Here is a 12,210-nt window from a genome sequence, read left to right as displayed (position 1 = left end):
GCGTGTTCATAGTCCGCACTGCGCTGCAATAGCTCCTCACGCCGATGAGGAAACCGCTCCAATATTATGCGCTGAATTTCCGCCGCTGCACGTGCGCGAGTGCGCCGCACTTCCGGATTCGGCTCATAAAAAGGCGAGCCTTGCGGATGCCTCATCTCGCATCGCCTCTTTCTTCTTTCGGGGCAGATTTGTCGAGCTCACCCTCTTTAAACTCTTGGGCAAAATCCCACAGTGTGTTGATAAAAGGGGAATCTCCTTCAACGTCCGATAATAATCCCAGAATAGTGGGGAGAAAATACCATCCAGTAATTCTTTCGGCGCTTTCCGCCGAGTCAGTCTTATCGATACACCACTGCACAATTCCCCACCATCTATCTTGTTCCCGCCTATGGTCCGATTTGATTTCTTCGCGTACCTTTCGGCGGTATTCCCGCCAAGCGATGAAGCCTGCTACGGCTGCCACTGCGGTGGGGATAAGGCGCACTACTGCTTCCTGCCAGGTCATACCGGCCCGGCCTTCGCTTGAGTGGACCGACCACGGACCGCAGCGGTAACGATGACGTCGCGGCCGGATTCGGTGCAGGTTCCTAAGGTGGCGTCGTTAAGCTCGGCGGTATCGTGCGCGGCGGTGCAAGCATCTTCACCCGTAGCGAGGGCCCAGGCACCGGCAACCGCCGCGAGGTCGGCCGCCACTTGGGCCTCGTGGCGCGCGGCCACGCGCGAGCCCACTGCCGCCACGATAAGCAGCAGGCTCACGATGGCGACGATGATGCCGGCCGCGGCAATGGTGGCATAGCCTTCCTCGCCGCAGCGCCTTGGCCTACTCATTTCCGCCCACCTCGGCCGGAAATACCGCCTCGGAGCGCATGGTGCCGACGGGGGCATCGACGCTTACCGACGCCCTCACCAACCCACCGCTTTCTTCCACGCTGACCTGGGCATCCTCGCGCGGGGGATGGTATTCGACGCCGATGGCGTGCGAACGCGCGGCCGCGCCCGCCATATCCACCGCGGCGATATAAGATGCCAGCGTGGCAATGGCACCCACGATTCCCGCCGCGACCAAGACCAGGGAGCTTAAAGCCAAGGCGGCCTCGATGGTCACGGAGCCATCGTCATCAAATACCCTGTGCATCATTCCTCCTTTCTGCCGGCAGGCTGGGCCCGCCGGCCGCGGTTAAAGAGCGTCGCTAGCTCGGGGTATTCGAGAGGGCGTCGGTAATGATGCCCTCGATGGCATCGACCACCCCGCCGCCGTTGATGACCATGTAGAGCACCCCGGCAAGCGCGGCGGCCGCCAAAGATCCCATGGCATATTCGATGGTGCTCATCCCCTCGTCATTACGGATGAGCTGAAAATACTTATTAAGTGCATGCATGATTAGTGTCCTTTCATGTGAGATTTAGAGAAGTTGCGCGCCCAAACTGATAACTACGGGCGCAAGTCCTAGAACGATGAATGCTGGCAGGAAGCACACCGCCAGCGGGAGGGCGATAAATACTCCTGCGCGCTCCGCCTGCGCCGTGGCGTGGGCGGATGCTTCCGCGCGCAAAGAAGTACAGATTCGGTGGCATCCGGCCGCGATGGTGGCGCCGGATTGGCCCGACATGATGACAAGCTGCGCTAAGTCCTCCAGCCCCGCATGGCCCTTCATGTGGCCCCACGCGGACTGCGCGGGAACGCCCACACCGAGTAGCGCAGCGACGGTCTCCCACAGTTCCTTGGTCTGGACATCCGCGGTGCGGGTCACCGCGGTGGTAGCGCCGTGCACGGATAGCCCTGCGGCCAGGCATGCTGCGAAAAGTTCGACGTCGCCAGCTACTGCCAGCGGATCCAGCGGTGCTGCGGGCTTGAGCTTGCTTATCAGTCCCCCGCGCGCGTTCGGGCCATCGCGCGGGGTCTTGGCGGTGGTCTCGGTTGCGCTGGCAGGTGCCAGGCGGGCGGTGTGCGGCGGCAGGCCAATGAGGGCGGCGAGGGCGATAAAGATGAGCGGGGTCATGCGGCCGCCTTCCGGATAATGACGCGCGACCAGGCGAATCCGCAGCAGGCCAGCGCCACGCCCACCACGAGGAGAATGCCACCCAATCCGCCGCCTAAAAGGAAGCCGAGCGAGTTGGCGCCCATGGCCCCTCCCATGGCGATGCCAGCTATGGGCAGGCACGCGAGCACCGTGGCGGTGGCCTGGGGTCCTTGCAGGCTGGCGGAGGTGGATTGCTGGTGTCGTCGGGAAGCGTCGAGGCGGCTTTGCGCTTGGTCGAGCAAGCTGGCCACCGCAATGCCGTGGTAGGTGGACAGCTCTAATAGGTGGCCTAGGCGGTTAAGTTCCGGCAGGGCCTTGCCGCCCTGCGCATCTATCAACGCCATGTGCGGCGGCGCACCGCGCGCGGCGAGGGCGGCCGTGGATTCTAGTGCTGCGGATACCTCGCGCGGGGTGGTGGCTGGAAGGGACTCCACGCCGCGGGCAAGCGCCCCAGCCAGGGTCGCCCCTGCGCGCAGGTCCGCGGTGACCACGCCCAGGTAAGCGGCCAGCCCCTCGCGGCCGCGCCGCTCCGCCCGCGCGGCCACCAGGTCTTTGACGTACCAGGACACGCACCACGCGATAATGGCGGCGGCAATGGCAATGCTGATGCGTCCCACCGAGTAGAAGACCAGGCTGCCGCAAAAGACTGCGCCTAAGATCACCACCGAGCTGGTCTGTACCCGGCGCGTGACCGAGGCCAGGCGGCCGGCACTCGAGGGCGCGGGTATAAGCAGCGCAGCGGCAAGGATGAGGTAGCTAAGCATGGCTGGCCTCCCCGGCATGCTCTCCCAGCAGCTGCGCGGAGAATTCCGCGAAGCCGTCTGCCGGACCAGCTTCGGCGCTCCAGATGATGCGCGGGGTCACTGGGTTTCCCTCGAGCACGCCGATATGGGCGAGGCGGCGGCCCTGTGGGGTGCGCTCCATGGTCAGCACCATGTGCACAGCCGCAGCCAATTGCGAGTGCAGCGCCGCACGGTCCAAGCCACCGAGGGCGGCGAGAGCCTCCATGCGGGCTGGTACTTCAAAGAGGGAATTGGCGTGCAGCGTGCCGGCGCCTCCGTCGTGGCCGGTGTTGAGCGCAGCGAGGAGATCCACCACCTCGCGGCCGCGGATCTCGCCCACCACGATGCGGTCCGGCCGCATGCGCAGCGCTTGGCGCAGCAGTTGTGACATCGTGACCTCGCCGCTTCCCTCCGCGTTGGCCCGGCGCGAGACCACACTGACGCAGTGCGGGTGGTGTGGGGAGAGCTCGGCGGTGTCCTCGATAACGAGGATGCGTTCACGCTCGGAGACGGTTCCCAAAAGCGCGGAGAGCAGGGTGGTTTTGCCGGAACCAGTGCCGCCGATGACCAGGAAGGAAATCCGCTTGTCTACCACGGCGCGCAGCAGTGCTGCGATGTCTTCTGGCAGCGTGCCATTGTCTACAAGCTGGGGCAGGGTGGTCTGCGCTTGGCGCAGCACGCGCAGGCTCAGGCAAGTCCCGGCAACCGCAGGCGGGCTCAGCAAGGCGTGGACGCGCAACACGACACCATCGGGGCGAGTAACGCGGCCATCGGCAAAAGGCTGTGCATCATCGAGGCGCGTGCCTGAAGCTGCCGCAAGCCGGCTGGCCAGCTGGCGGACTTCGGCATCATCGCGGAAGGTGATATCGGTGCGCTCAAGGCCTTCGCCGCGGTCCATGAATACTGCGTGCGGCCCGTTGACTACGACGTCTGTGACGCCCTCGCGCCCCAGCACCGCATCGAGAGGCCCCATCCCGGTGGCGTCTTGGCGCAGGCGGCGCAGCAAGTCAAGCACTGCGACGTCACTAATCACGCCGGCTTCTGCGCGAATGCGCCGGGCCAGGGCTGCCGCATCATGCACCACGTCGGGCTCGGCGGCAATGATGCGCTGCATCTTTTCCAGCGTTTCTTGTGCTGCTTTATGCTCGCTCATGCGCCGACCTCCTCGAGGACCGCGCGGGCGGCTTTACGCAAGGGTGTGGGGAGGCGCTGCGGCAGGCCGCCGATTTCTACCGCGCGGGTGAGGCCCCGGAGCGTCGGCAATTCTGCCAGCACCGTGCTGTGGACGAAGCGTTCTACTTCCGCCGCGCTTAACGACGCCCACTGGCGTTGCCGCAGCACCACCACGCACCTGCGCCGCGCAGCATCGAAGCGCACCAGAAGTTGTGCTGCCGACGCGGCCGAGCGCACCTCCGCGGCCGCCACGATGACCACGTGAGTACAAGCATCCGGGATGGTCTCCGGGGTGCAATCCACCACGCATAACCCTTCGCCTGCATGGGCCGCCCCTACCACTCGCGCAAGCAGGTCCTTGTCCAAGCGGAAGGGATCCGCGACGGTGCTGCGCGCGGCCGAGAGCACCGCTACTCCATCAGGCGTGGATGGCAGCGCGCGGTAGAGATCGGCGGCATCGATGCTGCCATCTCCCACGGTAAGCTCCGGCCAGCGCGCCCCCGGTTCCGCTTCTACACCGAGCAGGAGGTCGAGGCCGCCGGAGTATGGGTGGGCGTCGATAAGCAGGGCGCGACCGTCAGCTGCGCATTGGGCGCGGGCCAACGCGGCCGCGAAGGTCGAAGCACCCACTCCACCGCTCGCGCCCACCACGGCGATGGTCGCACTGCCCGGCCGCGCTTCCTGCGGCGCGCCCGCAGCGGCAATGCTCGCCAGCAACTCCTTCACCTGGGCGGGGATGATAAAGGCGCTCTCCGCGTGGCAGGCGAGCGCCGCCTCGTAATCAATCGGTCCGGGGTCCGCGGCTAGGAAAAGCACGGGCGCAGGCGCGGTGTGGGTGCGCCGCGCTGCTGCCACCACGCGGGCCATGAGGGAATCAACCAGCACCGCATAGGCGCCGGGCAGGCTGCGTGGGATATCGCGGGGATCGGTTACGGTCAGCACATCGTGGCTGGTAGCAGCCGCGGCGTGAACGGCCTCGGCGCGCAGCGCTTCGTCACCAATGGCGACAACGATGACGGCGGAATCAGGGTGTAATGCGTTCATGCCTCATAGCCTGAAGCATTCGCGCAACCGCAACGAGGCTCTCGCGGCAGCGCTGTGGATAACCCGCCAGACGTCACCATGTAGGCGCGATTTGGTTGTCGTTTCAACCAAAAATCTGTGGAAAACCGGCACCGCACGGCGGTAGATATAGGTGACGGCCCGCGCATCGGGGGGGGTGTGCGCGCGGGCCGTCAGTAACCCGGCCTCGGGGGGGTGAGCCGGGGCAGGCCGCACGGTATATCGGGGCCTTGCACGGCTTATTATGACATGTTCGCCACCCAATCACAACAGCTAACAGCAGATTTCCACGGTCACGGCGCTGACCTGCACCGAATGCATGTTCACCCAGCGCCACCCCCACGCGGACTCCCAATCCCACATTAGTGACATACAAATCACCGCTAACATCAGCCACTTCTACACCAGCAAGCGTTAAGTGCGGCTACACTCGGCAGCACATCATGACTACTTCCCGCGAGCCCCGTCATCCCCGCCGCGCCACCACCCGCGCTGGCGGCGACCCCGCACGCACCGCGGCGTTTTTCGATCTCGATAAGACCATCATCGCCACCTCCTCGGCCTATGCGTTTGGCCGCGAGTTCCTCCACAACGGGCTCATCTCGCCGGCCGAAGCACTGCAGCTATCACTTGCTAAGGCCAGCTATATGTTCTCCGGTTTGACCAGCGAAGGCATGGATTCCACCCGCGACCAACTCACCGCAATGGTCACCGGGTGGTCCGTGGAAGAGGTGCGCGCCATCGCCCGCGACACCATGCATCACGTGGTCACGCCCTCCATTTATGCTGAGGCCCGCGAACTTATCCGCGCCCACCGCGCCGCTGGCCACCACGTGGTCATTGTCTCTGCCTCCGCGGCCGTGCTGGTGGACATCATCGCAGAAGAACTCGGCGTCGAGCACGTCATCGCCACCGAATTGGCAGAGGAAAACGGCCGCTTTACCGGGGAGGTGCTCTTTTATTGCAAGGGCCCCACTAAAGCAGAGGCACTGGATCAGACCGCAGCGGCAGAAAACCTCGACCTTAATGCCAGCTATGCCTACTCGGATTCCGCTACCGATATCCCGATGCTGGAAAAGGTAGGCCACCCCGTCGCCGTCAACCCGGACAAGCAACTAAAGCGCCACGCCCTCGCCCACCAATGGGAGATCCGCTCGTTTAAGGACCCGGTGCCGCTCCTTCCTGCACCGACCGCCAAGGAAATTGGAATCGGCGCTTCCGTTCTGGCGGGTACCGCGGCAGTTATCGGCGCTGGCCTGTGGCTAACGCAGCATCCGGGCCGCCCTGGCCCGCCCAAGCGGGGCCCACGGCGCGCCTCTTAGGCCGCGCGAGCAATCGCGTCGGCTTCTTTGCCACCGGCAGTCCAGGCGGTGAGGTGGGTTAAGAGGGCGTCGGCAAGCGCGGTGCGGTAATTGTCCACCGCGGCGGCATACTCGGCGCGGTGGCGGGTGTAGTAGACCTCGGGCACGGCGAAACCGCGCGGGTCAAAGCCCGTATGCACCGCGGCGAGGCGGGAGGCAACGCGCGCGACGAGGCCACTGCGAGGGCCAAAGAACTCGCCGGCGGCAATCTCGGCATGGACCACGCTCGGCAGCAAGAGATCGAAAGCGGGACCGCCACCCTGCGCGATGAGCCGGCCCAACCCTTGCAAGCGCGCACTCTCGCCGGCCGGAATGCCGGTGCCTCCGGCCGCGACGTCGATGCGCGCCAGCACCTGCAGCGGTGCCCGCGCAAAGGATCGCACCGTGGCATCTAAGAGTTCCGGGGCGGCCACGGAATAGGCACTGACAGCGCTGGCCAGCGGCCCTTCTTCCATATCTTCCGGTCCCGGATGTGGGGGGATGGCGTGGCCGTCCAGCGCCACGCTGACACGGGCGCCGCGCATGAGGGACTCCGCAGAGATAACCTTAAACTTGCGCAATCCTGCAGGTCGGCGGTGTGCACGGGCAATGGCAGCGGCGGCCTTTTCTGCACTTTCTTTTACCCCCGGCAGGCGAAACAGCGGGGATAACGCGTCATTTTCTGACATATCCATTAGGATAGCCGTGGAAGTCCCTAAGTATGCGTGGCACCATGGGATAATAGTGATTCCATTATTGTTGGGGACATTACAAGGTTTAGATAAACGCGAGGAGAATTAATCGTGAGCAACGATGGACTTTTTACCGACGGTACTGATCAATTTGCACCGAAGGTGAACTCGATCCCTTTGAGTGACGTGGATACATCCTCGTCCGAGACCTCGGTAGGCCAGCTGGTCTCCAACGCCACCGAGCAGATGTCCCAGCTCGTACGCTCCGAGGTGGAGCTAGCCAAGACCGAGCTGGCAGAGTCCGCTAAGAAGGGCGGCATCGGTGCAGGCCTCTTCGGCGGCGCAGGCACCATCGCACTGTATAGCTCCTTCTTCTTTTTCTTCTTCTTGGCCGAGCTCCTCGCCGTCTGGCTGGACCGCTGGGCAGCGTTCCTGATCGTCTTCTTGATCATGATCGTCCTCGCCGGCATCCTGGCCTTCGTTGGCCTGAAGAACGTCAAGCAGGTCAAGGCCCCGCAGAAGACCATTGACTCCACCAAGGAACTCAAGAACTTGGTTCCGGGCAAGGCGCAGAAGTCCCTGGACCGTAAGAACACCAACGGCCTCTACACCTAAACCGGCAGGCGCCACGCGTACGTGCACCCCTCTATCCGCCCTAGCTAGCCTGGGGCGGATTTTGTGTACTTCCGCCCCCTCTTCTCTACCGTTTCTGCCCCAACTATAGAAAGGCGGCACCATGGCCTTCGCACCCCTGCCCCCCTCAACGGTGGAGCTGGATGGACCTTATGCACATGAGTTCGTCCACACCCGCGGCATTCGCCTGCACGTCGCCACGGCGGGCGATAGCACGCAGCCACTCGTGGTGCTCATCCACGGCGCCTTCGGCGGATGGTTCGATTACCAGGAGGTCATAGCGCCGATTGCACAACGCGGCTTCCACGTCGCGGCCGTGGATATGCGGGGCTTTGGTATGTCCGATAAGCCGCCCATTGATGCGGGGCAGGATATCCGCACTTTAGTGGGCGATATTAGCGGGCTCATTCAGGCCTTGGGCCATGACGATGCCTTTGTGGTGGGCGCCGATACGGGTGGCGCCGTGGCATGGTGCTTGGCGGCAGAGCGCCCTGAGCGGGTGCGCGGCCTGGCCTCCATTTCCGCCGCCCACCCGGTGGATCTGCGCCGCGCGATTGCTGCCCGGCCGTGGGACTTTGGGTGGATTAACCTGCGCTCGTTGCTGTGCCGCCTGCCGCGCGTTACCCGCGCCCAAAACCTGCTGCTTAGCCCGCGCGCCTACCGCAAGGAGTTGGAGCTGGATACGGGGCCTTCGCTTGCCGACGCCACCCTAGACCGCATCCTCGATCTCCGCCTGCGCGCCTCCCGCATCGGCAGCGTCCGCCGTGGAATCTTGTGGAACCACCGCATGCGCACCGCCGTGGTCCCCTTGACCTGGGTAGAACTGACAGTAGAGCGTCCCGTGCTCTTCATCCACGCCCAGCAGCGACTGTGGAACCCCGTGGTCCGCCGCGCCGCCTCGCGCGCCCGCCGCGGATTTACCGCCACGACCGTCCCCGGCGCGAAGAACCTTCCGCACCTGGAAGCACCGGCGGATTTCGTTTCCACGCTAGCGGCCTGGCTACAAGAACATCGCTAGTGCGCCACGCACTCCCCGGTATCAACCGGGTGGGTAAGCCGCGTGATGTCTCCGATCTGGGCATTGACCTCATCGGCGGTTAGGGCATAGCCCGTCTCGGAATCATCCACCGAGGCACCGAAGACCACGCCGAGGACCTCGCCGGCCGTGTTGACCAGCGGCCCGCCGGAATTTCCTTGTTGGATCTTGCCGCGCACGGTGTAGGAATCGCGTTCCACGCGACCATGCGAGTAGATATCCGGGCCGGAAATGGTGATGCGATCGCGCACGCGCGCCATCTCGGCGTCGAAAGGCCCAGAGTGCGGGAAGCCCATGACCATGGCATCATCGCCCGTCTGGGCCGGGGCCTGGGCCCACGGCAGCGGATCGATGCCCAGGTCGCGCGAGTGCAGCACCGCCACATCCACATCCGGGTTGTAGTAGACCACGGTCGCGTCCTTGAGGCCCACCTTGGTATCCAAACGCACGGTCTGCGTGCCGGCCACTACGTGAGCATTGGTGATCACGTAGTCATCGGCCGCCACGAAGCCGGAACCCATGAGGCGGCGGGAGCACTCTTCGGCGTCGCCAAGCACGTGAATGATAGACGGCCGCATACGCCGCACCATCTCCGGATCCTGCACGTCTGGGTCCGGCTCTTCTACTTCCTCGGTGCTAATCGAGTTTTGCCACGGCGAGACTAGCGGCGGCAGGCCGGACTCGTTGAGCATCGCCGCCACCCCATTGGGCAGCGACGCTACCTGCGCCGGCGCGGCCGAGTTGAGCTTGCCCAAGATGCGGGAATCGCGCAGGCCCTGGCCCGCCACCCCACCTAAGTTGGTGGCCACGGGGATAGAAATGAGCCAAATAACCACCAAGGCGGCAAAGGCTTGAAAAACCGCACCCACGGCGGAATCGAGGCGCTGCGTCTTGCGCGCCTTCATGCGATCGCGCACGCTGCCACCCAACGAGGATCCGATAAGCTGCCCGACGCCCACAAAAAGCACCAGGATTCCCACCAATAGCAGCAAGCGCAGCGAGGGTTGATCCACCAAACGCAGGGCGGCCGGGGCCACGGCAATGCCTAGCACTACCCCAGCGCCCACACCAATGGAGGCCAATACCGCCGCGAGGGCACCATTGCGCCACCCACTCAGGAGCGCTATGAGGACGGCGACCACAATCAGGCCGTCAACGATGAGCGCAGGAGTCATGGCTATGGGTTCTTTCTATCTGGGAGTTAAAACGAATACGTACCGCGGCACAAGCGGTTAGGACATCTTCTCATTATTGCGGGAGTTTGTGAGGGAGTCACGCAGGTCCATGACTGAATTGTTATCCCATGGAACGCTCCACCCGGCGTGCTGCAATAGTGCCGAGAGCACACCGGCGGTAAAGCCCCAAATGACGTAGCCATTGGCGTGAAATGCTGGTCCTTGCCACTTTCTAAAGCCCACCATGAAGCGGTTGCGCGGATCGGCCAACTCCCGGATAGGCACGAGAAACACGTCATCGGTTTCATCGGGGCTGGCGGGATAGACCTCCCCCGGCTGGGCCCAATGCGCCAAAATGGGACTCACCGGATTGCCGGTGGCGCGGATATGCAGCTGCTCCCACTGCTCCAGCGGGGTCACGGAGTTGCGCTGCAGATCCGTTTCCTCCCAGGCTTCCCGCAGCGCGGTATCCACCAGGGAGGTATCGGCGGGATCCCGGCGGCCGCCGGGAAAGGCTATCTGGCCCGAGTGCGAGCGCATGGACGGCGAGCGATGCGTGAGCAAAATGCTGGCCTCCTCCGCGCTCTCACCGCTCAGCAGCATGAGCACGGCCGCTTCCCGCTTGACCGGCACCTGCACATTGGTGCCGTTGAGGGACGAAGCCTGCCGGTTGCCAATGAGCTCTTGCACCTGGCTGGGGTCTACCCCCAGCGCCGGCTTGAGCCATTCTGGCGTGCGCTCGGGAAGGAGTTGACTCATGCCGCAATCGCCTCCTCCACGGCCTTTTCAATCTCCGCTGCGGAGCTAAACGGTTGCGCAAATTGCTTGCGCACCTCACCGTCCTTTAACACCACGGTCACCGGCACCACGCCCGGCAGGCCCAGCTCACCGGCAAGTTTATTATCCGAATCCTGGAAGCTCGGCAGCTCCACGCCCAGGTCATTTAAGAAAGCTGCACCATTTCCCGCATTCTTATCCGCGTGCACGCCCACAACCTGCCAGTCTGGGTGCGCTTCCGCCACATCCTGCAGGTAGGGAAGTTCCGCGCGGCACGGCTCGCACCACCACGCCCACACGTTAACCACGCTGACGCCTTCATCGGCGGGCTTTCCGGCGGCCGCACCGCCTAGGCACTCCAGCTCTACCCCAGCCACGGCGCCGGCCGGGCAGTCTGGGCGCTGCGGGACTTCTTGCGGGGAAGCCTCGCTTCGCGACGCCTCCTCGGATCCGTCCCCACCCCGCAACTGCGAGACCCCAGCTACCGCAATGACGGCAATCAGGATCGCGGCAATTACCGTGCCAAGGACGTAGTTCTTCATACCGTTAGCCTAGCGCCCACGAGCGGCTGGACACATATCCCGCAGAACGCATGCATCGCACTCCGGCGTGCGCGCGTGACATACCTGGCGCCCGTGGAAGATGACGCGGTGTGAAAACATCGTCCACTCTTCTTCCGGCACGAGCTTTGCGATGTCCCGCTCAATCTTGACCGGCGTCTTCTCCCCTGTCAGCCCGAGCCGCTGCATGAGGCGGCCGAAGTGCGTATCCACGGTCAGTCCGGGGACCCCGAAGGCATTTCCGAGCACCACCAGTGCGGTCTTGCGCCCGACGCCGGGCAGGCTGGTCAGTTCTTTGACCGTGCGCGGTACCTGCCCTTCAAAATCTGCCACCAGCTTCTCCCCGATGCCCAAAAGGTGACCTGCCTTGGCGCGCTGAAAGCCCAACGGCCGCAGGATGCTCTCCAAGTCCGAGCGCTGCGCAGCCGCATAATCCGCCGCCTCTGGGTAGCGGGCAAAGAGTTCAGGGGTCACCGAATTCACGCGTTCATCCGTACATTGCGCAGAAAGAACGGTGGCAACGAGCAGCTGCAGCGGGGAGTCATAATCCAAGGCACACCGTGCATCCGGGTACTCCTGCGCCAAACGCCGATTTATCTCCGGTGCGCGCAGCTCCGGCGCGCTGGCCGCTGACAGTGCTGAATTCATGGGGTTTAGCTTAGTAGACTAGGAAAACATGATTTCACTCGTGATTCTGGTACCACTTGCCATCGCCCTTTTCGCCCTCCTGATGGAAAAGCTTGAGGCAGTCGTTTTTGCTGACTAGGCCGGAAAACTGCTGGCCTGAACCGTGCCCTAGCACGAGTAGAGTTTCTATAGTGTGACAAAATTTCACTGAAGTACCAAAAGTGATCAATTACACTGTAAGATGAAACGCGTTACACAGTGACCCCGCTTGTTCCGCATTGTCGAGTGCATGAAAGACCGCACCCAGATGTGGCACAGGCTCATCTATGGAC

The 12,210-nt window shown here is 63.7% G+C and carries 16 protein-coding genes; 3 read left to right on the top strand and 13 right to left on the bottom strand.

Annotation, left to right across the window (positions count from 1 at the left end):
* Positions 1-151 precede the first annotated feature (151 nt).
* From MHY22_RS05890 to ssd, 8 genes are read right to left on the bottom strand one after another with little or no spacing between them, the layout of a single operon-like run.
* Positions 152-505: a hypothetical protein gene (locus tag MHY22_RS05890; protein WP_239278491.1), complete on the bottom strand. Its 354-nt coding sequence runs from the start codon at positions 503-505 to the stop codon at positions 152-154.
* Positions 502-828 carry an Rv3654c family TadE-like protein gene (locus MHY22_RS05885; RefSeq protein WP_239278490.1) on the bottom strand — a complete coding sequence of 109 codons (327 nt, stop codon included), beginning with the start codon at positions 826-828 and terminating at the stop codon, positions 502-504. The genes MHY22_RS05890 and MHY22_RS05885 overlap by 4 nt, the downstream gene beginning before the upstream one ends.
* Entirely contained in the window at positions 821-1,135 is a 315-nt protein-coding gene (locus MHY22_RS05880; RefSeq protein ID WP_005323101.1) for a hypothetical protein, read from the bottom strand. Before MHY22_RS05880 ends, MHY22_RS05885 begins: the two co-directional genes overlap by 8 nt.
* Before the next feature lie 55 nt (positions 1,136-1,190).
* Positions 1,191-1,379 (bottom strand): DUF4244 domain-containing protein, encoded by a 189-nt coding sequence (locus MHY22_RS05875; protein ID WP_239278489.1) that lies wholly within the window; start codon positions 1,377-1,379, stop codon positions 1,191-1,193.
* 24 nt (positions 1,380-1,403) lie between these two features.
* On the bottom strand, positions 1,404-2,000 hold the full coding sequence (locus MHY22_RS05870) for a type II secretion system F family protein (RefSeq protein ID WP_239278488.1): 597 nt from the start codon (positions 1,998-2,000) through the stop codon (positions 1,404-1,406).
* Positions 1,997-2,785, bottom strand: a complete 789-nt coding sequence (locus MHY22_RS05865; RefSeq protein ID WP_239278487.1) for a type II secretion protein F — start codon at positions 2,783-2,785, stop codon at positions 1,997-1,999. The genes MHY22_RS05870 and MHY22_RS05865 overlap by 4 nt, the downstream gene beginning before the upstream one ends.
* Entirely contained in the window at positions 2,778-3,956 is a 1,179-nt protein-coding gene (locus MHY22_RS05860; RefSeq protein WP_239278486.1) for a TadA family conjugal transfer-associated ATPase, read from the bottom strand. The genes MHY22_RS05865 and MHY22_RS05860 overlap by 8 nt, the downstream gene beginning before the upstream one ends.
* Positions 3,953-5,020 carry a septum site-determining protein Ssd gene (gene ssd, locus MHY22_RS05855; protein ID WP_239278485.1) on the bottom strand — a complete coding sequence of 356 codons (1,068 nt, stop codon included), beginning with the start codon at positions 5,018-5,020 and terminating at the stop codon, positions 3,953-3,955. The genes MHY22_RS05860 and ssd overlap by 4 nt, the downstream gene beginning before the upstream one ends.
* A gap of 461 nt (positions 5,021-5,481) precedes the next feature.
* Between ssd and MHY22_RS05850 the strand changes: the two genes are divergently transcribed.
* A complete protein-coding gene (locus MHY22_RS05850; RefSeq protein ID WP_239278484.1) occupies positions 5,482-6,360 on the top strand; it encodes an HAD family phosphatase in 879 nt (292 codons plus the stop codon).
* Here the strand turns inward: MHY22_RS05850 and MHY22_RS05845 are convergent.
* The gene (locus tag MHY22_RS05845; RefSeq protein ID WP_239278483.1) at positions 6,357-7,073 is read right to left on the bottom strand and encodes an oxidoreductase; all 717 of its coding nucleotides are present in this window, start codon (positions 7,071-7,073) and stop codon (positions 6,357-6,359) included. The genes MHY22_RS05850 and MHY22_RS05845 overlap by 4 nt on opposite strands.
* A gap of 105 nt (positions 7,074-7,178) precedes the next feature.
* On the opposite strand from MHY22_RS05845, the gene MHY22_RS05840 reads away from it, so the two are divergent.
* The gene (locus MHY22_RS05840; RefSeq protein WP_239278546.1) at positions 7,179-7,685 is read left to right on the top strand and encodes a phage holin family protein; all 507 of its coding nucleotides are present in this window, start codon (positions 7,179-7,181) and stop codon (positions 7,683-7,685) included.
* A 121-nt stretch (positions 7,686-7,806) separates the two neighbouring features.
* Positions 7,807-8,721, top strand: coding sequence for an alpha/beta fold hydrolase (locus tag MHY22_RS05835; RefSeq protein WP_239278481.1), 915 nt, complete (start codon positions 7,807-7,809; stop codon positions 8,719-8,721).
* Here the strand turns inward: MHY22_RS05835 and MHY22_RS05830 are convergent.
* From MHY22_RS05830 to nth, 4 genes are read right to left on the bottom strand one after another with little or no spacing between them, the layout of a single operon-like run.
* The gene (locus MHY22_RS05830) at positions 8,718-9,914 is read right to left on the bottom strand and encodes a MarP family serine protease (protein WP_239278480.1); all 1,197 of its coding nucleotides are present in this window, start codon (positions 9,912-9,914) and stop codon (positions 8,718-8,720) included. The genes MHY22_RS05835 and MHY22_RS05830 overlap by 4 nt on opposite strands.
* Positions 9,915-9,971: 57 nt before the next feature.
* Positions 9,972-10,673 (bottom strand): CoA pyrophosphatase, encoded by a 702-nt coding sequence (locus MHY22_RS05825; RefSeq protein WP_239278478.1) that lies wholly within the window; start codon positions 10,671-10,673, stop codon positions 9,972-9,974.
* On the bottom strand, positions 10,670-11,233 hold the full coding sequence (locus MHY22_RS05820; RefSeq protein WP_239278476.1) for a TlpA disulfide reductase family protein: 564 nt from the start codon (positions 11,231-11,233) through the stop codon (positions 10,670-10,672). The genes MHY22_RS05825 and MHY22_RS05820 overlap by 4 nt, the downstream gene beginning before the upstream one ends.
* A 9-nt stretch (positions 11,234-11,242) precedes the next feature.
* The gene (nth, locus tag MHY22_RS05815; protein ID WP_239278474.1) at positions 11,243-11,899 is read right to left on the bottom strand and encodes an endonuclease III; all 657 of its coding nucleotides are present in this window, start codon (positions 11,897-11,899) and stop codon (positions 11,243-11,245) included.
* Positions 11,900-12,210 lie beyond the last annotated feature (311 nt).

It is taken from the genome of Corynebacterium sp. ACRPO (genome assembly GCF_022347205.1).
In the GTDB taxonomy this organism is placed as follows: domain Bacteria; phylum Actinomycetota; class Actinomycetes; order Mycobacteriales; family Mycobacteriaceae; genus Corynebacterium.
This window is presented reverse-complemented; position numbering and strand designations above follow the sequence as displayed.